The organism is Nonomuraea solani (genome assembly GCF_900108335.1).
Classification (GTDB): Bacteria; Actinomycetota; Actinomycetes; order Streptosporangiales; family Streptosporangiaceae; genus Nonomuraea; species Nonomuraea solani.
Genome location: NZ_FNVT01000019.1, coordinates 230,554 through 252,022 on the forward strand (window position 1 = coordinate 230,554; position 21,469 = coordinate 252,022).

Consider the following 21,469-nt stretch of genomic DNA (forward strand, 5'->3'; position numbering starts at 1 on the left):
TCACTTGTTGTCCTGGTCGGCGCCGAACAGCTTGGCGACGCCGACGAAACGCTCGATGACGACCACGGAGACCACGGCGAACAGCACCATCAGCGTGCCGATGGCGGTGACCGTGGGGTCGTAGTCGTACTGCATGTAGTTGAAGATCCGCACGGGCAGCGTCTGCAGGTCGGTCGTGACCACGAACAGCGCCACCGTCAGGTCGTCGAAGGAGGTGATGAACGCGAAGAACGCGCCGCCGATCAGCGCGCCGCGCACGGCCGGCAGCGTGACGTGCCAGAACACCATGAACGGCGCCGCCCCCAGCCCGGCCGCGGCCTTCTCCGCCGCGCGGTCCAGCCCCGCCAGCCCGGCCAGGACCAGCCGCACCGCGTACGGCACCGTCAGCACCAGGTGGGCCAGCAGCAGCGTGAACGGGCTCGACGCCAGCCCCATCTGCGCGAACCACTGCAGCAGGCCGATGCCGAGCACGATCGTGGGCACCGCGAACGCGCTGGACAGCACCGCCTCCAGCGCGCCCCGGCCGGGAAAACGGTAGCGGTGGATGGCCAGCCCGCCGGCCAGCCCCACCACCGCCGAGATCGCCGCCGCCGCCAGCGCCACCAGGGCGCTCAGCGCGAACGACGACAGGAACTCCGGCTTCTGGAACACCTCGGCGTACCAGCGCAGCGTGATCCCCTTCGGCGGGAACGACACGTACGAGGTCGTGGTGAGCGACGAGGCCACCGTGACCGCGACCGGCGCGATCAGGAACAGCCCCACGAGCACCGCGAAGGCGCCGCCGAGCAGGCGGGTCAGGCGCGTCATCCGAACACCACATCCCCGTTGCCGCGGCGCAGCAGCCGCGCGTAGCCGAGCAGCAGCCCGGTCGTCACGACCACGAGCACGAAACCGATCGCGGCCGCGTACGGCCAGTCGAGCGTGGTCGTGGCCTGCGTGTACACGAAGTACGGCATGAGCTTCACCTTCGGCCCGCCGAGAATCGCCGGGGTGACGAAGCTGGACGCGGTCAGGCTGAACACGATCATGGCCCCGGCCAGCATGCCCGGCGCCGACAGCGGCAGCGTGATCCGCCAGAAGCAGGTCCAGCCCGGCGCGCCCAGCCCCTTGGCGGCCGGCACGAGCGTCGGGTCGATGCGGTCCAGGCTGCCCATGAGCGGCAGCACCATGTACGCCAGCATGACGTGCACCATGCCGATGAGCACGGCCGTGTCGTTGTAGAGCAGTTGCGGCGCGGTGAGCCCGAACCACTCGAAGACGGCGGCGACGGGACCGTTGGGCCCGAGCACCACCAGCCACCCGTACGCCCGGATGACCATGCTGATCAGCAGCGGCGACAGCAGGAGCAGCGCCAGCCAGTTGCGCACGCGGGCCGAGCGGCCCCGCATGTAGAGAGCGAACGGATAGCCGACGAGCAGGCAGCCGATCGTGGTCATGCCGGCGACCTTGAGCGTGTTCCACAGGACGTCCCGGTAGAACGGGTCGCCCAGGAAACGCACATAGTTGTCCAGCGTGAACGCGCCGGTCTGCGTCCTGAAGCTGTTGGCCACCAGCGTGAACAGCGGCGCCACGAACAGCAGCGCGAAGATCACGATGGCGGGCAGCGCCAGCAGCAGGCCGGTGCGCCAGCGGGGCCGGCTCAGCGGGTTGCCAGCGAGGCGTCCGACGGCCGCCATGAGCAGGTCACCTCCTCCCCCGTCGCGGGCACCTGGGCGTCGAACGGCAGCGCCGCCGTCACCGTGCCCGCCTCCGTGGCGACCACGCAGCGGATGCGCGAGCCCAGGAAGCGGGTGTCCCGCACGGTGCCGGGCAGCCCGTCGCCGCCGGTACGGATCCGCACGACCTCCGGCCGCACGTACAGCCGCACGGCCGCGCCCTCGGCCGGAGGTTCGCCCGCCGGGGTGGCGGCCACGGTCGCACCCGCCACCGTGCAGGCGTACCCGCCGGCCACCGGGCCCGCGGCGGTGCCGTCCAGGGCGTTGACCTCGCCGATGAACTGGGCCACGAAGTCCGTGGCGGGCCGCAGGTAGATCTCCTGGGGCCGGTCGAGCTGGTGGATGACGCCGTCGGCCATGACCGCGATCCGGTCGGAGACCGCCAGGGCCTCCTCCTGGTCGTGGGTGACCAGGATGGTCGTGGTGCCGATGCGGCGCTGCAGGGAGGCGACCTCGTCGCGCAGGCGTACCCGGAGCTGGGCGTCCAGGTTGGAGAACGGCTCGTCGAGCAGCAGCAGGTCGGGCTCGATGACCAGCGCCCTGGCCAGGGCGGCGCGCTGCTGCTGGCCACCCGACAACTGCCGGGGGTGGCGCTCGGACATGCCGTCCAGGCCCACCATCTCCAGCACCTCGGCCACCCGCTTCTTGCGCCGTGAGGCCGCGACCTTGCGCATGCGCAGCCCGAACGCCACGTTGTCGGCGATCGTCATGTGCGGGAACAGGGCGTAGGACTGGAAGACCATGCCCATCGAGCGGCGGTGCGGCGGAATCGCGGTGATGTCGCGGCCGTCCACCTCGATCAGCCCGCCGTCGGCGGTCAGGTGGCCGGCGACCATGTTGAGCGTGGTCGTCTTGCCGCAGCCTGAGGGCCCGAGCAGGGTGAGGAACTCGCCCGGCTCGGTCTCCAGGTCCACGGCGGAGACCACCTCCTTGCCGCCCAGGACCTTGCGCACGCCGTCCAGGCGCAGCCGCCCGCGCCGTACGGCGGTCTCCACCGGCGTCTCCGTGGTACTCGTCACTGCTCGACCTCCTTCGTCCAACGGTCGGTCCACGCGGCCCGGTTGCCGTTGACGTCCTTCCAGTCCAGGGGCGTCATCCCGGCCGCCTGCTCCGGGCCGACCACCCGCCCGGCCAGCGCCGCGTCGAGCGCGGCGTCGGAGACCGTCGGCCCGTCGTAGCCCTCGGCGGCCAGCTTCCGCTGGATGCCGGGCTCCAGCAGGGCGTTGACGAACTTCTGCGCCAGGTCGGGATGCGGCGCCTTGTCGACGACGTTCGCGGTGGCCAGCAGCGGGATGGCGCCCTTCTCCGGATACACGAACTTGATCGGGAAGTCCTTGTCGGCCAGCGTCTCCACCCGGGAGCCGCCCCACACCGACGCGACCGCCTGCCCCTGCAGGAAGTAGTTGGACACGTCGGCCGTGGTGTCGAAGGTGAAGGCGTTGGCCGCGACCTTCTTCACGCCGGCGAAGCCCGCCTCGACCGAGCCGTCCCCTTCGCGGGCGGCCAGCATCAGGGCGCCCACGCCGTAGGTGTTGGTGATCGACGGCAGCACGACCTTGCCCTTGAGCTTCGGGTCGGCCAGGTCGGACAGCTTCGTGGGAGCGGGCAGTCCGTTCTTGGCGTACCACTCGCTGTTGTAGGCGAGCCCCGTCGCGGTCAGCGCGAAGCCGACGCCGACGTCGCCGGGGAGCCGGGCGACCTTCTCCACCTTCGCCAGGCGGGTGACGGCGGCCGGGTCGATCTTGGCCAGCAGCCCGGCCTGCACCGCCTGGGCCTGCGGCCCGTCGTCGATGAGGGCGACGTCGATCTGCGGCGCGGCCTGCTGCGCCTTCAGCTTGGCGACCGTGTCGGTGGAGCTGCCGGCGATGTAGGTGACCTCGCAGCCGCACGTCTTCTCGAACGCGGGCAGCACCGCCTGCTCGAAGGCCTCCTGGTAGGAGCCTCCATATCCCGCCACCACGAGCTTGCCCGGCGAGGCGGCCGGGCTGGGCGGGGCGCAGGCCGTCAGGCCGATGAGGGCCAGCGCCGCGGCGAGCAGCCTTGTCATGAGGTCTCGATCTCCTTGTTCCAGCGGTCCGTCCACGCGGAACGGTTCTTGTTGATCACGGCCCAGTCGAGTTTGCGCAGGTCCGCGGCCCGGTCCTGGCCGACGACCAGACTGGCGAGCGCGGGGTCGAGCGTGACGCCCTTGACCGTCGGGCCGTTGAAGTTCGACTCGGCCATGGCCTTCTGCGCCGCCGGCTCCAGCAGCTTGTTGACGAACTTCTGCGCCAGGTCCGCGTGCGGCGCCTTGTTCACCACGTTGACGGTGGCGACCAGCGGCAGCGCGCCCTCCTCGGGGTAGACGAACTCGATCGGGAAGCCCTTCTTGGCCAGCATCTGGACCCGCGAGTTGCCCCACACCGTGGCCACGGCCTGCCCTTGCAGGAAGTAGTTGGACACGTCGGCCGTGGTGTCGAACGTGACGGCGTTGGCCGCGACCTTCTTGACGCCCGCGAACCCGGGGTCGATCCGCTGCTCGGACCCGCCACCGACCTTGGCGGCGATGAGCAGGGCGCCCAGGCCGTAGGTCTGCGTGATGGACGGCATCACCAGCTTGCCCTTGAGCTTGGCGTTCTCCAGGTCGGCCAGCTTCTTGGGCGCGGGCAGGCCGTTCTTGGCGTAGTAGTCGGTGTTGTAGGCGATGCCGGTGGCGTTGAGCGAGAAGCCGACGCCGACGTCGTCGGGCAGGCGGGCGATGTCGATGACGTTCGGGAGGTTCGTGACCGTCTTCGGGTCGAGCTTGGCCAGCAGGCCCGCCTGGACGGCCTGGTTCTGCACGCCGTCGTCGATGAGGGCGACGTCGATCTGCGGGGCGCCCTGCTGGGCCTTGAGCTTGGCGACCGTGTCGGTGGAGCTGCCCGCGATGTAGGTGACCTTGCAGGAGCAGGACTTCTCGAAGTCGGGGATGACCGACTGCTTGAACGCCTCCTCGTACGAGCCGCCGTACCCGGCGATGACCAGCGTGTCGGGAGCCGCGGACGGCGTGGGCGCGCCGCAGGCGGTCAGGGTGAGGGCCATGGCGAGGAGCCCGGCGGTCAGCGTTCTGGGTGTCATGGCGACCTCCGAAGGGGGCGATTCGGGGCTAGATGGCCGATGCCGCGCGTGGTCGCGCCGCTCTCGACCAGGTCGGCGACGATGTCGCCGAAGACGGGGGCGAGCTTGAAGCCGTGGCCGCTGAACGCGGCCGCCAGCACGGTACGGCCCTGCCTGCCGAGCAGGCCGTGACCGTCGGGGGTGAAGGCGTCGGCGTAGGTGGCCACGCGCACCGGGTCGGGGCCCAGGCCCGGCAGGGTGGCGGCGACCGCCCGCGCGACCTGCTCCACGTACGCGACCGGGACGCTGCGGGTCAGCGCGTCGGGCGAGTCGATCTCCCGCCACGGGACGTGCAGGTTGACCTTGACGCCCGTGCCGTCCACCGACGGGAAGCAGGAGTAGGCGGGCTCGCCGACCCGGATGGCGATCGGGCACCGCTCCGGATCGAACAGGGCCTCGTCCCGGCGCGGGAACCAGGTCGAGGTGATGGCCTTGGCGACGATGGGCGCCTCGGGCAGCAGCGTCCGCGCCCACGGTCCCGGGGCCAGGACCGCGTGGGTGAACCGCTGCTCGCCGTCGCCGGTGACGACCGTGACGCCGGTGGCGTCCTGGCGTACCTCCGTCACCGGGGTGTAGCGGGCGATGCGGGCGCCCTTGCGCTCGGCCGCGGCCGCGGCGGCGACCACCGCGGGCTCGGGCCGCAGGTAGCCGGCGCCGGGGTCGGCCACCATGACCTCGCCCTCGCGCAGCGGATGCTCGGGCGCCCGGTCCTGCGCGGCCTTGCCGGTCAGGGTCTCGACGGGCAGGTCGTGGGCGCGGGCGGCGGCCAGCACCGCCTGGATCTTGGGGTGCTCGCGCGGGCCGACCGTGACGCCGCCCACGGGGGTGAACAGGCGGCGTCCCGCGGCTCGTTCCAGCTCCGACCACAGGTCGCGGACCTCGCGCAGCAGGGGTACGTACTCGGGGCCCTCCTTGTAGGCGGTGCGGAAGATCCGCGACTCGCCGCCCGCCGCGCCCCGGTCGTGGCCGGGCGCGTAGGCGTCGAAGCCGACGGCGGGGATACCGCGCTCGGCCAGCCGCCACAGGGCCATCGAGCCGACGGCGCCGGTGCCGACGACGGCGACAGAGGTCATGGATCGCTCCTCAAAAGGGCATGGCGGGATCACCGCGCGGCGTCGGGGCATGCCGGAGCCACGCGGGGCGTGAAAGGTGGTTCAGCTGTGGTCGGAGGAACCGCTCAGGTCGGTCTCGACGTAGAAGCGCTCGGAGCCGGGCGGGACGATCATTTCGAGGATCTCGGCGATCTCGCCGCGGCGGGTCCAGGTCTCGCGCGTCCAGCGGAAGACGGGCGCGCCCGCCTGGAGGCCGAACGCCTCCGCCTCGGCCCCGGTCAGGGTGTACGGCTCCACGTAGAGCCTGGCCCGGACCAGTTCGACCCCGCGGTCACGGAGGTAGGCGTGGGTGGTCAGGGGTTCTAAGGGCTGGTCGAGCAGGTCGGGCGCCAGCCGGAAGGGCAGCACGTGCAGCTCGGTGTTCATCACGTGGCCGTCCGGGCGCAGCTTGTGGCGCTCCATCTGGACGACCGCCTCCTCGTCCGGCAGGCCCGGCAGCCGCAGCCGCGCCGTGCTCGCCGGCAGCACCTGAGCCGAGACGACCAGGTGGTCTCCGTGCGTCTCCGGGCCCTGGATCAGCAGGCCGGTGAAGCGCAGGAGGTTGTGCTGGCCGATGGCCTGGGCGACGAAACTGCCGCGTTTGCGGAAGCGTACGATGAGCCCGGCGTCGGCGAGGTCGCGCAGAGCCCGCTGCACGGTGATGCGCGAGACCTCGAACTCCTGGCAGAGCTCGACCTCGGTGGGGATCCGGGTGCCCGGGCCCCACTGGCCACTTCGGATACGTGCCTCCAGCGCCCTGCGGATCTGCACATGGAGCAAGTGGTCACGTTCTGACATGCCAAAATACTCGTTGGGGGGATTAGTTATGTCAATAGAGGATTACACATAACTTAACGGCGTTCGTCCTGTGAGAGGCTGCTCTTCTAGGGTGGCCCCATGGACATCGCCACGGCGGCCAAGCTCTGGGACGCCGCTCCGGGCTGGCTCAACACCGCCTCCTACGGCCTTCCGCCGCGCCCCGCCTTCGAAGAGCTGCAGGCCGTTCTGACCGAATGGCGGCACGGCAGCAGTGACTGGAAACCGTGGGACGCCTCCGTGGGACGCTCCCGCGCCGCCTTCGCCCGGCTCATCGGCGCGCCGGTCGCCGACGTGTCCGTCGGCGCCTCGCTGTCGCAGATCATGTCCACCGTGGCCACGGCCCTTCCGCCGCGCGGCAAGGTCGTCGTGCCGGAGATCGAGTTCACCAGCAACCTGTTCCCCTGGGCCGTGGCCGCCGACGTGCGGACGGTGCCCGCCGACCGGGTGGCCGAGGCCATCGACGGTGACACCGCCGCCGTGGCCTTCAGCCTGGTGCAGTCGGCCACGGGGTACGTCGCGCCGCTCCAGGACATCGTGGCCGCCGCCCGGGAGCACGGCGCGCTGGTGATCGCCGACGGGTCGCAGGCGTGCGGGTGGCTGCCGGTCGGCGTCGAGGGCGTGGACGTGCTGGCCTGTGCGGCGTACAAGTGGCTCATGGCGCCGCGCGGCGCCGCGTTCGGCTACCTGTCGCCGCGCGTGCGGGAGCGCATGCGCCCGCTGGCCGCCAACTGGTACGCCGGGGCCGACGAGGGCGGCTCCTACTACGGCCCGCCGCTGCGCCTGGCGGACGACGCCCGCGCCTTCGACCTGTCGCCGGCCTGGTTCTGCTACGTCGGGGCCGCCCCCGCGCTCGAACTGCTCGGCGAGATCGGCGTCGAGCGGATCCGCGAGCACAATGTCGCCCTCGCCAACCGGTTCAGGGCCGGGCTCGGGCTGGAGCCCTCGGACACCGCGATCGTCTCCGTGGACGCGCCCGGCGAGCGCCTGGAGGCGGCCGGCATCCGGGCGGCCGTCCGGGCGGGCAGGGTGCGGGCCAGCTTCCACATCTACACCACCACCGACGACGTCGATCGGGCGCTCGACGTGCTGACGGGCTGACTCACTCCCCGGCGGGATGCCCGAGGACCAGGACCAGGGCGTCCAGCAGCCGCTGCCAGTCGCCTTCGCGCAGGTCCCGCCGCAGGGGGGCGGCGACGGCGGCCAGGGCGGTGACGAGCGTGACGCGGACCGTGTCCTCGTCCTCGCCCAACTGGGCCGCCATGACACCGGCCTCCCGGCGGAAGCGGCGCCCGCGCGTGAACTCCAGCAGCGACGGCGACGGCGTGGCCGGCGGGCCGGGCAGGTCCGTGTCCTGGCCGGCGAGGGTGATCACCAGCCGGGTGCCGAGGGCGTCGGCCAGCCGGTCGAGGGCCGAGACGGTGGGGTTGCCACGGCCGTTCTCCAGGTTGGCGACGTACGGGACCGACAGGCCGGCGTCGGCGGCCACCGAGGCCGCGGTACGGCCCAGGGCGGCCCTCCTGCCGCGCAGCCGGCGGCCCAGGTCCAGAGGATCCACGCCCATATCTTGACAGAATATCTCACCACCGTTTCTATTTCCTCGGAATAGTCGACTCGGAGAGAGACGATGTGGCAGGCGCTGCGTGTCCGTGATTTCCGGTATCTGTGGGTGGCGCGGGCGGTCGCCGGGCTCGGCATGAGCCTGCTCGTCGTCGCCATTCCCGCCCAGGTCTACGCGGTCACCGGGTCCGTCCTGGCCACCGGTGTCACGCTGGCCTTCGAGCATCTGCCGTCGCTGCTGCTGGGGCCGTACGCCGGAGTCCTGGCCGACCGGTGGGATCGCCGCCGCCTGATGATCGCCACCGATCTGGTGTACGCGGCCGCGATCTCCGTCGTGCTCTTCGCCCGTACCCCTGAGACGATCTGGCTCGTCTACCTGGCGGCGCTCGGCCAGGGCACGGCCACGGTTCTCTTCCGGCCGGCCGCCCAGGCCCACATCCCCGCCGTGGTCGGCATCGGCCCCATGCTCACCAGCGCGGGTCGCCGTGGTTGCGGTTGTCGCCGGCGGCCGGCGCGCCGACCGAGGCGGCCGCGTCGATCTGGACCGTCGAGAAGAAGGAACCGGGGGGCGGGGAGGCGGCCGCTGTCACGGGGACGGCCGTCATGGCCGTGATGAGCAGGGTGGCCAGCCCCGCGCCCAGGGATCGTCGCACGATCGGATACATAACTTCTCCTGGCGGTGCTGGCGGCTCCTGAGCGCGCGGCGGTCAGGAGTCCATGAGGGTGGGGGTGAAGAGAGAAGCGCCGTTAGCAATCGATTTCTGGCTCAACGTACAAGCGTCGACTGACAGCCGTCAAGACTCGATTCGTCAGGGTTTCCGTGATGGATTCACCAGCTAAAAGGCCATATTTCGAGAAATTCGGAAGTATGGGATAGTGATCTTGCTGGGAAACCGATTCCCCGCACAGAGGGATCCGGCGCTAGGGTACGCCCTGTCGATGGTAGAAAGTTGGTGCGATGACGACGATCTACGATGTAGCCCGTGAAGCGGGTGTCTCCGCGGCCACCGTGTCCCGGGTGCTCAACGGCGCCCGGACCGTCGATCCGGCCATGGTCGCCCGCGTGCTGACGGCCGTCCGCGAGCTGGGCTACCGGCCCAACGCGGTGGCCCGCAACCTGCGGCGCAGCCGTACAACGCTGTGGGCCGTGATCATCTCCGACATCGGTAACCCGTTCTTCACCGCCACGGTCCGCGGCATCGAGGACGTCGCCCAGCAGGCCGGCTACTCGGTCGTGCTGTGCAACAGCGACGAGAATCCGGCCAAGGAGGAGACCTACGTCGCGGCGGCGCTGAGCGAGCAGATGGCCGGGGTGATCATCGCCTCCGCGGGGAGCGTCAAGGCGGCCAAGACCCTGCTCGACTCGCCCATCCCGGTCGTCGCCATCGATCGCGAGCTGCCGCGCGGCGAGGTCGACACGGTCGTGGCCGACAACGAGGCCGGCGCGCGCACGGCCACCCGGCACCTGGTCGAGGCGGGGTTCGAGCGGATCGCGTGCATCACGGGGCCCGAGGGCGTCAGCACCGCCGACCTGCGACTGCGCGGCTACACGGAGGCGTTGCCCGGGGAGCCGGTCGTGCTGCGCACGGACTACCGCGAGCAGGGCGGTTACGACGCCATGGCGGCGCTGCTGTCCTCTCCCGAGCGTCCTGACGCGGTCTTCGTGGCCAACAACCTGATGACGGTGGGGGCGCTGCGGTGCCTGGCCGACCAGGGGGTGGAGGTGCCCAGGGAGATGGGGCTGGTCGGTTTCGACGAGATCCCCTGGGCCGACCTCGTCCGGCCGTCGCTCACGACGGTGGCGCAGCCGACGTACGAGCTGGGCCGCATGGCCGCCCGCCTCCTGGTCGACCGCATCGCCACCCCGGCCGCCAAGGCGGCCACGGTGGTCCTGCCGGCCGAGCTGCGCCCCCGCCAGAGCAGCACCCGCTAGACCCGTTTTCGCACGTCACCATGACTTCCCTTCTCTTTCCCGCTCCGCCGCACTTCGGCAGGGTCCTTCTTGAAGGAGAGGTGGAGGCCGGTTCACGTGTGGCGACGCACCCCAAGTTTCGTCACAGCGCGTGCGCGATGTGGGCCGTCGAGCGGTAGAGGTGGTAGAGCCGTTCGTAGTCCTCCGCCGCATCCGGATCGGGCTCCACGATTGTTGTCGGCCGTACGGTCGAAGCTGGAGAACTGCTTCGTCCGCACACCTACGGGCAGCTCGACCAGCCGGTAGACGTCCCAGCCGACCGGCCCCTTCGCCTGCTCCTGTGCCTGCGCGGGCGCCGCCATCACCCCGGCCGCCAGGACGGCCGTCATCAGGACGGATCTAAGCCGCATCTCCGAACCCTTCGAACGCGACGCCGAGCTGGTCGCACACCGCCCGCAGCTCCGCGACGTAGTCGCCGGGCACCGCGTGGATGTGGTTGGAGCCGAACCGGGAGAGGAACTCGGTGGCCGAGACGTGCAGCCGGGTGAACGCGTGCGGCCACTCGAACGTGGACTGCCGGGCCATCGCCTCGTTGGTGGCGTCGTCGTACAGCTCGAAGTCGCCGCGCATGACGTGCATGCGGTAGGCGCCGTCGCGGCGGGTGAGCCGGGCGAACGTGGCGGCGCCGGGGGCGGCCAGGTGGTGCACGCTCGCGCCGCCGGCCGGGAAGAAGAACACCTCGGGGTAGAAGTGGGTCTTGGCCAGGTTCTCGGCGGGGTCGTCGGAGCGGGCGGCGTACCAGGTGGCGTGCTGGCCGGAGTTGGCCAGGTCCCAGACGTCCTTGTCGGCGTGGTAGTGCCGGACGTCGGCGAAGAGCACCGGGTCGCCGCTGAGCAGCTTGAGGATCTGCATGGTCAGCGCGCCGTCCATGTCGGCCTCGGTCGCGCAGACGTGCGTCTCCTTCGGGCCCTCCCAGTCGTAGGGGTCGTTGAGGAAGGACTCGGCGATGTCCATCGTGACGAAGTGGGTGGTCAGCTCGGGCTGGCCCTTGATGCCGGAGAAGTCCAGGTTCCACTCGTCGATGAGCTCGCGCATCGCGTAGTACGTACGGATCTGCCGCTCCAGCAGCTCAGGCGTGAGCCGCTTGCCGTCGTAGTGCACGTTGCCCTTGGTCTCCAGCCAGACCCTGGCCTCGGTGACCCGGGTCTGGGAGGCGTGCTCGCTGCGGCGGACGATCTCCCACTGGTCGATCTCCTCGACGTCCACGCCGAACGTGCGCATCCACTGGTCGGTGTTGGCGACGGCGGTGTACATGCCCATGGGCCGCCCGCCGATCCGGCCGAACGTGGAGCCGCGCAGCCCGCGGACGGCCTGGGCGGCCCGCACCTAGGTCAGCACCCGGCCCCTGACGGCGGGGTCCTCGATGTCGCCCCAGGCGCGCGAGTGCACCCGGCCGATCTGGTCGAGCCCGCCGCCGCCGGCCAGCATGCCGACCATGCCCGGCTGGGCGGGGTCGATGTTGGCCATGAGCAGCAGCGGCCCCGGCGTCGCCTCGGCGGCCAGCATGGTGAAGTGCGGGAAGGCCCAGACCGCGTAGTTGAAGATCGTCAGGTCGGGCCGCCGATCGGCCAGCCAGCGGGCCTGCGAGGTGGCCAGCTCGTTGGTCCACACGATCTCCGGCGCCACGATGACCTCGTGGCCCTCCTTGCGCAGCGCCTCGGCCAGGGCCGTGGTGGCGTCGTCGATGTGGCCGACGAGGTCGCGGGCGACGAAGTCGCGCCCGTCAGAGATGCTCGACACTCCGATGCGTGCCAAGGTTCGTTCCCTCCAAAAGTTGAGAAATCGATTGCCGAGAAATCGATTTCGCACCAAGCTGGATCTCACCTTCAGGACCGTCAATGGCGCTTCACGTCACAGAATCGCAACGGTGAGGTCCCGGCCCGGGGACAGGTCGGCCGGGCGAGCCTGACAGCGGATCGTAACCATTGGTTACGTTGAGTAGTCGATGCGGGCGGCAAACAATGCTTGCGGAACCCATTGGCCCCCTCCGCGATCAGAAAGGCAGTTCCGAATGCACTTCTCCACCCGTCTCACCGCCGCCGCTCTAGCCGGGGCGTTCGCGCTGTCGGTGCTCGCCGCACCGGCGTCGGCGAACGTCGTCCCGGACAGCAGCACCGCGAGCGGCGGCGTGAACGTTTCCGACAACCTCAAGCTCCCGGTCTGCGTCCCCAACCCCAACGCCAACGTGCTCGGCGTGGCGGTTCCCATCGGGTCGGCGCAGTCCGCCACCTGCTCGGCGACCGCCCACTGAGGTGAGCCCCGGGGGCCTTTCTCCCTTTCCCACCGCCCCCGGGTGAATCACCGTGGCGCGATGCCCGCTCCGGTCGCAACGGCGGGCGTCGCGCCACGGCCCATGTGGCTCCCGGCCCTGAACTCTCCCTGGGGTGGAGCTCGGTCTGGAGCACCATCCGCACCGCCGGGCGGGCCGGGTTGTCGATGCGGCCGGCCAGCAGTTGCGCGGCCGCCCGCCCCAGCTCGTACGTCGACTGCCGGACCGTGCTCAATCCCGGCCGGAACAGCCGCGCCCACGGGATGTCGTCGAACCCGATCACCCCCAGCCGCCCAGGGACGATGGGCACCTCACGCTCGGTCAGGCACTCGACGGCGCCCACGGTCATGAGGTTGTTGGCCGCGAACACCGCGTCCATCTCCACCCCCTCGTCGAGCAGCGCCGCCATCGCCGAGTAGCCGCCCTCCTCGCGGAAGTCCGCGTGCCGGATCAGCGCACGGTCCTGCGGCACCCCGAAGGCCCGCAGCGCCCGCAGGTGGCCGCGCAACCGCCGCATGGCGGTGGACATCCGCCGGGGCCCCGTGATGCAGGCGATCCGCCGGTAGCCCGACTCCAGCAGGTGGGTCGTGGCCTGCTCGGCGCCCTTCTCGTTGTCCACCAGGACGGCGTCCACCTCGGTCTCGGCCAGCTCCCTGTCGATGGTGACCACGGCGGTCCCCGCCGCCACCAGGGCGCTGATGTCGGTGGAGTCGTCGGCGGGCGAGATGATCACGCCGGCCACGTTGTCGGCCAGCGCCACCGCGATGTACTCCGCCTCCCGCTCCCGGCTCTCGTCGGTGTTGCAGAGCACCACCGAGTAGCCGAACCGCCGTCCCCCGTCCTCCACCCCGCGCACGAGCGAGGTGAAGAACGGGTTTCCGACGTCCGAGACGAGCATCGCCCACAGCGTGGTCTGCCTGCGCCTGAGGTTGCGCGCCACGCCGTTGGGCCGGTAGCCGAGCTCACGGACCGCCGCGTGCACCAGGGCGGCCAGTTCCGGGTTGACCGTCGAGCGGCCGTTGAGCACGCGCGAGACCGTGGCCGCGGAGACCCCGGCGTGGCGGGCGACATCTTGGATCTTGAGCCTGGAAATCGATTACTCACCTCTGGGAAACGGCAGGCGTTCCGCCACCGGCGCGAGCCCGAACGGGCGGTGCGGAAGGGTCTGGTATAAGTACGCGACCGAGGAGAAGCCGTCCGAGCGCTTGTTGGCGTGGCCGTGCTCGATCGTCACCCTGATGGACTCGCTGAAGGTGATCGGGGCCTCGATGTGGAAGCGGTAGAGGGAGATCTCGCCGCTCCAGTTGTCACCGCCGGCATGGTGATGCCGTGGTACGGCGCGTGGTAGGTCCAGCCCGTCCTGGGCCGAGTCCGCCCTGCACGAGGAGCCTCCTGAACCGACAGCACCCTGGGTTGGGAGCCTCCAGGACCGGGTGCCCTCAGCGCTCGGAGCCCTCAGGACTCGGAGCCTCCTGGGCCACGGGGATGCCCACGTACCAGGCCGGAGCCTTTTGTCGGGGCGGCCGCGTAAGGTTCCCGCATGGCGATGCTCATCGGACGGGAACGACCCGCCGCCGTTCTACGTGGCGAGGTCGAGCGCGCGCTGAGCACCCATGGGGCACTGGTGCTCGTGACAGGCGAGCCCGGGATCGGCAAGAGCACGCTGGTGGCGAGCGCGGTGGAGGAGGCCGTTCACGGGGGCGCCCGGCTGCTGACCGGCGCCTGCTGGGAGGGCGAGGGCGCGCCAGGCTACTGGCCCTGGGTGCAGGTGCTGCGCCAACTCGCCCCGGACACAACCCCACAGGACCTGGCAGGGCCGGACGGAGAGGCGTTCCAGCTCTATGACGCGGTGACGGCCCTGCTGGTCGAGGCGTCCCGAGAGCAACCGGTGGTAGTGGTGCTCGAGGATTTGCACTGGGCGGACGCGGCGTCGCTGCGACTGCTGGAGTTCGTGGTGGGGCACGCGTGGTTCGAACGGCTGCTGGTGATCGGCACCTACCGCGACGCCGAGGTGGACGGGCCGCTCAGCCTGCCCTTGGAGGCCAAGGCCACCACCCTGGCCTTGACCGGCCTGGACCACGAAGAGGTGGGCCGTCTGGTGGCGCGTACGACGGGGGTGTCCCCTGGAGAGGAACTGATCTCCGAGATCCACCAGCGAACCGGCGGCAACCCATTCTTCGTCGAACAAACCGCCCGCCTGTGGCAGGGCGGCAGCCCCCTCGCCACGATCCCACCCGGGGTGGACGCGGCGATCCGACGCCGCTTGTCCCGCCTCCCGGACGGGACCCGCGAGGTGCTGCGAATGGCGGCGGTCCTGGGCCGCAAGTTCACCGACCAGTCCCTCGCCACAGCCCTCACCTCACCCCCAGACCCCCAGCCCACGCTTCCCACTTCGCCACAAGTCCCCCTGACTCCTCCACCCCCAATCCCCCAAAGCACCCCGCCCGCAGGCGTTCCTGCCGCGCCTCTCACCTCACCCACAGACTCGGTGATCGCGCCTCTCACCTCACCTACAGACTCCGTGGCTACGGCTCCCACCTCACTTACAGCCGTCCCGACGGCGCCTCCCACCCCGCCAGGGGACTCCTTGGCGGTGCCTTCCGACTCGCTCACAGGCATCCTGTCCCCAGTAACACAAGACGTGCTGCAGCAAGGTCAGATAGGCACGACCCCGGCCACCGCTCCCGCCGCCCAGGCCGAAGCTGCCCCCGTCCCCGCAGCCCCGACGGGACTTACCCCTGTCCCACCAGTCGGGGCCCCGTCGGGACCTGCCCTTGTCCCACCAGCCGGAGCCCCGTCGGAACCTGCCGCCGTTTCACCAACCATGGCCCCGGCGACGCCTTCAAGCGTCCCACCAGCCCCCACCCTGGCCCGCCCTTCAGCCGTCCCATCTGCCGCTGACCCAGCGTGGCCCTCGACCGTCCAATCAGCCACCAGCCCAGCGTCGCCCTCAACCGTCACACCGGCCGCCCGCCCAGCTCCGCCCTCGACCATCACCTCACCCACCGGCGCGGGTGCACCCCACACCATCACCGGCTTCTCCGACGGGGCGGTGCGCAGGGCGCTTGACCAGGCGGTGTCGGCCAAGCTGGTCACCTCACTCGGCACCGGACGGTACGCCTTCGTGCACGACCTGGTCCGCGAGACCCTCTACGCCGAACTCGACGCGGCCGGCGCCCGTGCCCGGCATGCGGCCGCACTGCGCGCCCTCGAGCCGGCGTTGCCCGCGATCAGGGCCCACCACGCCTACCTGGCCGCCGTACCAGATGCTCCTGACCTGCTACTGGCCGCCGCCAAGGACGCCGAGGCACGGCTGGCGGAGGAGGAGGCCGTCGGGCACTATCGCCATGCCCTGGAACTGACGCCCACGTCAGACCCACGTCGGCGAGCCACGATCGCCCTCGACCTCGGCGTGGCACAACACCGGGCCGGAGACACGGCCGCAGGCGTACGCACGCTGGACGCGGCCATCGCGATCACCCGCCGCCTCGACGCCCCCGACCTGCTGGCGATCACCGCGCTGAAGCTGCACGAGCTCTGCTACGACGGCCAGGGCCGCTGGACCGACTTCGTCCACGAGGCCCACCACCACCTCACTCATCTGGCCCCCCGGCTCAGCCCGACCGACCCTTCCGTCCGAACCCACCCGACCGGCCACCGGACCGGCCGGATCCACCCTTCCGGCCCAACCCACCCGACCAGCGGGACCTACCCTTCCGGCTCAACCGGCTCAACCGGCTCAACCGGCTCAACCGGCTCAACCGGCTCAACTGCAGCGAACCACAGCCACCTGAACAAGGCAGCCACCGCCCCCGCCGCACTCGCCGACCACCCACACGGGGCGTCCCTCACCCCTGCGCCGAACTGCAGCCACCCCCAAGACCCGGCCACCAATCCCGGGACCCCTGACGACCACCCCCACGGCCCGCCCGCCAACGCTGGGCTGCCTGACAACCACTTCCACAGCCCGGCCACCGACCCCGGGCCGCTGGACAACCGTCTCCATTCCTCGGCCACCAACCCTGAGCTGCCCGACAACCACCTCCACAACTCGGCCACCGACCTCAGGCCGACTGGCATCCACGAGGGCAAGCCGGTCTCTGCCCCCACGCCAGACCTCAACCGCCCGCATGCCCCGACCACCGACTTCGGGCTGCTGCCTGACCACCGCCTGAACGAGGCGACTTCCGTCTCCTCACCGGGCCGCAACCCCCTGGATGCCCCCACCGTCGCCCACACGTCAAACCACCAGCACCTGGAGGACCTCGCCGTCGTCCCAGTGCCGGGCAGCGGCCATCTGGGCGATCCCGGCACCCTCCCCGCGCCGGACCAGGGATACCCGCAGGAGGCGGACGACGATGGTGAGCGGCTGGAGGTGGCGGCTCGGGAGTTGAGTGCCGTTGCGGCGGAGTTGGCCAGGCGGGGTGCGGACGACGAGGCGCTCGGGTTCAGTCTGCTGGCCAGGCTGGGCGTCATCTGGGGTCCTGGCACCACGGTCGAGCGGCTGGCGATCACCGAGGAGCTGCTGGCGGTGGCGCGGCGCACGCGGGACACGCAGCTCGAACTGACCGCCCGGTCCTGGCGGGTGGGGGCGCTGCTGGAGCTGGGCGATCCTCGTTGCCTGAGCGAGCAACGCACCTTCGTCGGGCGGGCGGAGGGGTCCGAGCTGGCGTTGTTCCAGCATGAGGCCACGGTGCTGAAGGCCATGTTCACCACGTTCACCGGCCGCTTCGACGAGGTGGACGCCCACATCGACGCCGCCTACGAGCTGGGCCGGCAACCCGGCATCGGCAGGCGGGAGCTGCGCTGGATGCAACGCTGGTCGGCGGCGATGGTGCGGGGCCGGCTCGACGTGGCCGACGACGTACTGGCCGAGGTGGAGCGGGCGGGCCTGCACTTCCCGCTCCACCGCGCGGTGACGGAGGTGCAGCGGGGCGGCGGGAGCGAGGCCGCGATGCGGCATCTGGCGGAGATCATGGCCACCGGTGAGCAGTATCTGCGCTGGATGGCGCCGCTGTGGCTGCGGTTCCAGGCGCAGGCCGCCGCCCTGTCGAAGGATCCCGTGCTGTGCGAGCACGCCAGGGCCGCCATCGCCCCGTACATCGGCCAATGGGGTCTGACGGCCACCGTCGCCGTCGAGGGCCCGTTCGCGCACTGGGCGGCCGTACTCGACGCGGCCCAGGAACGCTGGGACACCGCCATCGACGGCTTCACCTCGGCCTATCGCGCCGCCGACCTCCTCGGTGCCCGGCCCTGGTCGATCGAGTCGCGGGCCCGCCTGGCCGAAGTGCTCCAGGCCAGGGGCGACGACGCCTCCGCGCTCATCGAGCAGGTCGAGCGGGACGCGGCTGATCTCGGCATGCGTGTACGCCTGCCGCGCCCCGGCGCCAACGCCTTCCGCTTCGACGGCGAGGTGTGGACGTTGACGTTCGCGGGGCGGACCGTGCACCTGCCGGACTCCAAGGGGCTGGCCGACCTGCGGGTCCTCATCGGCCGGCCCGGGAGCGACGTGTCTGCGGTCGAGCTGCTCAATCCCTCGGGTGGGCAGGTCGTTGTCGCGGCGCGGAGCATGGGTGGTGACGACGTACTCGATGACGAGGCGAGGAGGCGTTATCGGCGGCGGCTCGAACTGCTCGACGACGAGATAGACCGGGCGGCGGAGCTGGGCGACGACCGCCGCGCCGCCACCCTCGACGCCGAGCGGCAGGCCCTGCTGGACGAGCTACGCGCCGCCGCCGGGCTCGGCGGCCGCCCGCGACGGCTCGGCGACGAGGCCGAACGCGCCCGCAAGGCGGTCACCAACCGCATCCGCAACACGCTGCGCCAACTCGACCAGCGCCACCCCGAACTGGCCTCCCACCTGCGCACCTCCGTCTCCACCGGCGCCACCTGCCGCTACCAGCCCACTCCTGAAGTGCGCTGGTCACCCTGACTGTGAGCTCCGGCGATGAATGGCCGGGGAGCCCGGAGCCATCTGGCCGAGGATGCTTCCGGGTCGGCCAGCTGGCTCTTTTAGCGGCGGGCGCGAGGACCTCGGTGGCCTTGGCGATGGGCTTCGGCGCCGGGTTTGGCGTAGCGCATGGCGGTGCGGGGGTTCTTGTGGCGGGTCTTGCCCATGAGCTGCAGGGGGATCTCGGCGTCGCCGAGGTGGGTGGCGGCGCTGTGGCGTCGCCGGCGCCCATCCGCTGATCGTCTGGCTGGAGCTGTCATCCCCTCAAGCTGTTTGTGCAGGTGAAGCTCCTGGCCTCCGTGTCACATACCTCGTCCGCCGATGCCGCCTTCGGGGGCGATCTCGTCGATGCGGGCGATCTCGTCGGCGGTCAGCTTGAGGTCGGCGGCGGCGATGTTGTGCGCGACGCGCTCCGGGCTGCGCGATCCCGGGATCGGAACGATGTAGTCCTTCTTGGCCAGCAGCCAGGCCAGGGCGAGCTGGGCCAGGGTGACGCCCTTGCTCTGCGCGAGCTTGGCGAGCTCACCGGCGATGGCCAGGTTCTGCTCGAAGTTCTCCGGGGCCCACCAGGGAATGCGCTGACGGAAGTCGCCGGCGTCGTAGTGCTGGCGGGACCTGACGGCGCCGCTGAGGAAGCCACGGGCGAGCGGGGAGTAGGCGACGAGCCCGATGCCGAGCTCCTCCAGTACGGGGAAGAACCGCTCAGAGTCGTGGGCGAAGATCGAGTACTCGTGTTGCAGGACCGAGATCGGGTGCACCCCGTGGGCACGCCGGATGGAGTCGGCGTCGGTGTTGGACAGGCCGAGATACCTGACCTTGCCGGCATCGACGAACTCCTTCATCACGCCCACCACGTCCTCGATCGGGACGCTGGGGTCGGGGCCGTGCTGGTAGAGCACGTCGATCACGTCGACGTTCAGGTTGCGCAGGCTGGTCTCGACGACCTGCCGGATGTGCTCCGGCCGCGAGTCCCGGCCGAAGGTCTTGGTGAGGCCGAACTTGGTCGCGATCGTCACCTCGTCGCGGATGGGCGCGAGGGCGTGGCCGAGCAGTTTCTCGCCTTCTCCCCAGCCGTACATCTCCGCGGTGTCGAAGTGGGTCACGCCGAGTTCGTGGGCGCGGCGGATGGCGGTGATCGACGCGGTGTCGTCGGAGGGGCCGTAGCCGATGGCGGTGCCCATGGCGCCGTAGCCGACCTCGGAGACGGTCAAGCCCTGTCGGCCCAGTGTGCGTTGCTGCATGAAATGCTCCTGGATGTCATACCGAACGGTTCGGTTTGAGAGTACATGCACCTGCCGCTGGAGCAAACCGAACGGTTCGGTTAGGTAAGCTGAGGCGCATGGCTTCCCGGAGTAGCACCGACGCCACAAGCGATCGCATCATCGCCGCGGCGACCGCCGAGTTCGCCCGCCACGGCATCGCGGGAGCACGGGTCGAGCGGATCGCCAAGGCGGCTCAGACCAGCAAAGAACGCCTGTACGCGTACTTCCGCACCAAGGAGGCGCTCTACCGGTTCGTCGCCGCCCGGGAACTCGCCGCCATGGCCGAGGCTGTCCCGTTGGATCCCACCGACCTTCCGGGCTACGCCAGCCGCCTACATGACCACGCCATCCGCCATCCCGAACGCCACCGGCTGATGGTGTGGGGCCAACTGGAACTTCCGGCCGGGGAGCCTGCCGCCGATGACCCGTTGCACGAGTCCCTGCGCCGCAAGATCGAGCAACTGCGCAAGGCGCAGGACGCCGGTCGCCTTGATCCCGCGTGGGAGCCCGAGGACATTCTGGTATTCGTCAGCCAGCTGGCTTTGTCGTGGGCCGGTCGGACCGACCTCGTTCCCCTCGACCAGGAACGCGACGCCTTCCTGGCGGCCCGCCGGGCGGCCATCGCCGCCGCCGTGCAGCGCTTGTTCCCCGCCGCTGCCGGTGATACAGCCCCGACAGCCGCTGACGCGTAGCCGATTTTTCGGCCGTATACGGCCAACCCGAAAGGGCCTGCTTGAAGCCCGGCAGGCCGGCCACGCATGACCTTCTCTTGTCGGCGAGTTTCGTGAGCAGAGCGGGAACACTGCGAACGGGGCCGCCGCAGTGACGTCATGGGGCCGAGAAGGGACGGGTGAACGGAAGCAGCCGCACAGGACGGTGACCCCACCCCGCTGACGGGCTGCAGCGACGCTCAACGCTTGGCGGCGCTCGAGCGCTGGCGGCTACTGCGTCACCACCTCCAGGGCGATGTCCCGCTGGCCCGGCTCGCCGTCTCCTGCGGGGTCGCCGAGCGGACGTTGCGCCGCTGGCGTGCCGTCTACCGGGCCGACGGCCTGGCCGCTCTGGTGCGCCGTCCGCGCTCGGACCGCGGCCGGGCGCGGCTGCCCGAGCCGTTGTCCCACGACGCCGTCCACCGCCGCCTCGGCCACGCCTCCACCGAGGCCACCCAGCTGTACGCGTTGCTCGCCGACAAGGTCGCCGACGCCGAGATCCGCGCCGCACGCCGACGCCGGGACCGAGCGACGAGCTGAGGAAGCTTCGCAACCAGGACCCGCCTCAGCTCACTGCAAGCAAGATCCTTCTCAGCGCCGACGGCTGTCCGCCTGTTCCTCGACCCCGTAGAAGTCCCAGAGTTCATGCGAACTGAAGGTTCATCCGATGGAACTGAAGGTTCTTCATCCCTCATGGACCGTTTCGACCCTTGGGTTCGTCGCGCCTGGCGGGGTCTTGCTCTTCAGCTGCGGTGGCCAGGAGAACGCGGGCGTTCTCGGCGTAGCGGATAGCGGTCTTGGGGTCGAGGCCGAACACTGCGGCGAGGTGGAGCGGGTCCGGGCCGTGTGTGAGGGCTTCCTCAAGCTGCCGATCAACGCGAAGGCGTTCGAGCGTCGCAGCCTGACCGCGGAGCTTCTTGGCGAAGTAGATCTTGGAGACCGGGCCGGTGCCGAGGGCACTCAGCTGATTGATCAGCAAGTGGGGATTG

20 protein-coding genes are annotated in these 21,469 nt (G+C 70.7%); 7 read left to right on the plus strand and 13 right to left on the minus strand.

Annotation, left to right across the window (positions count from 1 at the left end; all coding sequences use genetic code 11):
- From C4V41_RS46075 to C4V41_RS46105, 7 genes are all read right to left on the minus strand, one after another.
- Positions 1–807, minus strand: coding sequence for an ABC transporter permease (locus C4V41_RS46075; protein ID WP_103962373.1), 807 nt, complete (start codon positions 805–807; stop codon positions 1–3).
- Positions 804–1,676: an ABC transporter permease gene (locus tag C4V41_RS46080; RefSeq protein ID WP_103962374.1), complete on the minus strand. Its 873-nt coding sequence runs from the start codon at positions 1,674–1,676 to the stop codon at positions 804–806. Before C4V41_RS46080 ends, C4V41_RS46075 begins: the two co-directional genes overlap by 4 nt.
- A complete protein-coding gene (locus tag C4V41_RS46085; RefSeq protein ID WP_200824689.1) occupies positions 1,640–2,734 on the minus strand; it encodes an ABC transporter ATP-binding protein in 1,095 nt (364 codons plus the stop codon). Before C4V41_RS46085 ends, C4V41_RS46080 begins: the two co-directional genes overlap by 37 nt.
- Positions 2,731–3,762 (minus strand): ABC transporter substrate-binding protein, encoded by a 1,032-nt coding sequence (locus tag C4V41_RS46090; RefSeq protein WP_103962375.1) that lies wholly within the window; start codon positions 3,760–3,762, stop codon positions 2,731–2,733. The genes C4V41_RS46085 and C4V41_RS46090 overlap by 4 nt, the downstream gene beginning before the upstream one ends.
- Entirely contained in the window at positions 3,759–4,811 is a 1,053-nt protein-coding gene (locus C4V41_RS46095; protein ID WP_103962376.1) for an ABC transporter substrate-binding protein, read from the minus strand. Before C4V41_RS46095 ends, C4V41_RS46090 begins: the two co-directional genes overlap by 4 nt.
- Positions 4,808–5,923, minus strand: coding sequence for an N-methyl-L-tryptophan oxidase (solA, locus tag C4V41_RS46100; protein WP_103962377.1), 1,116 nt, complete (start codon positions 5,921–5,923; stop codon positions 4,808–4,810). Before solA ends, C4V41_RS46095 begins: the two co-directional genes overlap by 4 nt.
- An 81-nt stretch (positions 5,924–6,004) precedes the next feature.
- Positions 6,005–6,739 carry a GntR family transcriptional regulator gene (locus C4V41_RS46105; protein ID WP_103962378.1) on the minus strand — a complete coding sequence of 245 codons (735 nt, stop codon included), beginning with the start codon at positions 6,737–6,739 and terminating at the stop codon, positions 6,005–6,007.
- A 99-nt stretch (positions 6,740–6,838) separates the two neighbouring features.
- Here C4V41_RS46105 and C4V41_RS46110 point away from each other — a divergent pair, with 99 nt between their 5' ends.
- A complete protein-coding gene (locus tag C4V41_RS46110; RefSeq protein WP_103962379.1) occupies positions 6,839–7,858 on the plus strand; it encodes an aminotransferase class V-fold PLP-dependent enzyme in 1,020 nt (339 codons plus the stop codon).
- 1 nt (position 7,859) lies between these two features.
- On the opposite strand, the gene C4V41_RS46115 is transcribed toward C4V41_RS46110, so the two are convergent.
- The gene (locus C4V41_RS46115) at positions 7,860–8,315 is read right to left on the minus strand and encodes a helix-turn-helix domain-containing protein (protein ID WP_160150628.1); all 456 of its coding nucleotides are present in this window, start codon (positions 8,313–8,315) and stop codon (positions 7,860–7,862) included.
- A gap of 69 nt (positions 8,316–8,384) precedes the next feature.
- On the opposite strand from C4V41_RS46115, the gene C4V41_RS46120 reads away from it, so the two are divergent.
- Together C4V41_RS46120 and C4V41_RS46125 are read left to right on the plus strand one after the other, a co-directional pair.
- The gene (locus tag C4V41_RS46120) at positions 8,385–8,930 is read left to right on the plus strand and encodes an MFS transporter (RefSeq protein WP_103962381.1); all 546 of its coding nucleotides are present in this window, start codon (positions 8,385–8,387) and stop codon (positions 8,928–8,930) included.
- A 345-nt stretch (positions 8,931–9,275) separates the two neighbouring features.
- Positions 9,276–10,250 (plus strand): LacI family DNA-binding transcriptional regulator, encoded by a 975-nt coding sequence (locus C4V41_RS46125; RefSeq protein ID WP_103962382.1) that lies wholly within the window; start codon positions 9,276–9,278, stop codon positions 10,248–10,250.
- Positions 10,251–10,628: 378 nt separating this feature from the next.
- Here the strand turns inward: C4V41_RS46125 and C4V41_RS46130 are convergent, their stop codons facing one another.
- The 4 genes from C4V41_RS46130 to C4V41_RS66280 all read right to left on the minus strand — a co-directional run bounded on the left by C4V41_RS46130 (position 10,629) and on the right by C4V41_RS66280 (position 14,017).
- Positions 10,629–11,615, minus strand: coding sequence for an L-fucose/L-arabinose isomerase family protein (locus C4V41_RS46130; protein ID WP_200824690.1), 987 nt, complete (start codon positions 11,613–11,615; stop codon positions 10,629–10,631).
- Positions 11,616–12,044 (minus strand): hypothetical protein, encoded by a 429-nt coding sequence (locus C4V41_RS63470; RefSeq protein WP_200824691.1) that lies wholly within the window; start codon positions 12,042–12,044, stop codon positions 11,616–11,618.
- Positions 12,045–12,436: 392 nt separating this feature from the next.
- Positions 12,437–13,585 carry a LacI family DNA-binding transcriptional regulator gene (locus C4V41_RS46135; protein WP_200824692.1) on the minus strand — a complete coding sequence of 383 codons (1,149 nt, stop codon included), beginning with the start codon at positions 13,583–13,585 and terminating at the stop codon, positions 12,437–12,439.
- A 69-nt stretch (positions 13,586–13,654) separates the two neighbouring features.
- Entirely contained in the window at positions 13,655–14,017 is a 363-nt protein-coding gene (locus C4V41_RS66280; protein WP_200824700.1) for a DUF2961 domain-containing protein, read from the minus strand.
- Between the two features lie 81 nt (positions 14,018–14,098).
- Between C4V41_RS66280 and C4V41_RS65605 the strand changes: the two genes are divergently transcribed.
- Positions 14,099–18,490, plus strand: a complete 4,392-nt coding sequence (locus C4V41_RS65605) for an AAA family ATPase (protein ID WP_200824693.1) — start codon at positions 14,099–14,101, stop codon at positions 18,488–18,490.
- Between the two features lie 320 nt (positions 18,491–18,810).
- Here the strand turns inward: C4V41_RS65605 and C4V41_RS46160 are convergent, their stop codons facing one another.
- A complete protein-coding gene (locus C4V41_RS46160) occupies positions 18,811–19,749 on the minus strand; it encodes an aldo/keto reductase (RefSeq protein WP_103962384.1) in 939 nt (312 codons plus the stop codon).
- 98 nt (positions 19,750–19,847) lie between these two features.
- Between C4V41_RS46160 and C4V41_RS46165 the strand changes: the two genes are divergently transcribed.
- The 3 genes from C4V41_RS46165 to C4V41_RS62380 all read left to right on the plus strand — a co-directional run.
- Complete coding sequence (locus C4V41_RS46165; protein WP_103962385.1) at positions 19,848–20,462, plus strand: TetR family transcriptional regulator; 615 nt, start codon at positions 19,848–19,850, stop codon at positions 20,460–20,462.
- A gap of 225 nt (positions 20,463–20,687) precedes the next feature.
- Positions 20,688–21,020 (plus strand): helix-turn-helix domain-containing protein, encoded by a 333-nt coding sequence (locus C4V41_RS46170; RefSeq protein ID WP_103962386.1) that lies wholly within the window; start codon positions 20,688–20,690, stop codon positions 21,018–21,020.
- A 127-nt stretch (positions 21,021–21,147) separates the two neighbouring features.
- A partial coding sequence (locus tag C4V41_RS62380; protein WP_160150629.1) for a hypothetical protein occupies positions 21,148–21,469 on the plus strand: 322 nt, incomplete at its 3' end.

Bases quoted from the DNA above. Each gene is read 5' to 3' on its own strand.
- C4V41_RS46075 (WP_103962373.1), bottom strand. From the start codon at position 807: ATGACGCGCCTGACCCGCCTGCTCGGCGGCGCCTTCGCGGTGCTCGTG.
- C4V41_RS46080 (WP_103962374.1), bottom strand. From the start codon at position 1,676: ATGGCGGCCGTCGGACGCCTCGCTGGCAACCCGCTGAGCCGGCCCCGC.
- C4V41_RS46090 (WP_103962375.1), bottom strand. From the start codon at position 3,762: ATGACAAGGCTGCTCGCCGCGGCGCTGGCCCTCATCGGCCTGACGGCC.
- C4V41_RS46095 (WP_103962376.1), bottom strand. From the start codon at position 4,811: ATGACACCCAGAACGCTGACCGCCGGGCTCCTCGCCATGGCCCTCACC.
- solA (WP_103962377.1), bottom strand. From the start codon at position 5,923: ATGACCTCTGTCGCCGTCGTCGGCACCGGCGCCGTCGGCTCGATGGCC.
- C4V41_RS46105 (WP_103962378.1), bottom strand. From the start codon at position 6,739: ATGTCAGAACGTGACCACTTGCTCCATGTGCAGATCCGCAGGGCGCTG.
- C4V41_RS46110 (WP_103962379.1), top strand. From the start codon at position 6,839: ATGGACATCGCCACGGCGGCCAAGCTCTGGGACGCCGCTCCGGGCTGG.
- C4V41_RS46120 (WP_103962381.1), top strand. From the start codon at position 8,385: ATGTGGCAGGCGCTGCGTGTCCGTGATTTCCGGTATCTGTGGGTGGCG.
- C4V41_RS46125 (WP_103962382.1), top strand. From the start codon at position 9,276: ATGACGACGATCTACGATGTAGCCCGTGAAGCGGGTGTCTCCGCGGCC.
- C4V41_RS65605 (WP_200824693.1), top strand. From the start codon at position 14,099: ATGGCGATGCTCATCGGACGGGAACGACCCGCCGCCGTTCTACGTGGC.
- C4V41_RS46160 (WP_103962384.1), bottom strand. From the start codon at position 19,749: ATGCAGCAACGCACACTGGGCCGACAGGGCTTGACCGTCTCCGAGGTC.
- C4V41_RS46165 (WP_103962385.1), top strand. From the start codon at position 19,848: ATGGCTTCCCGGAGTAGCACCGACGCCACAAGCGATCGCATCATCGCC.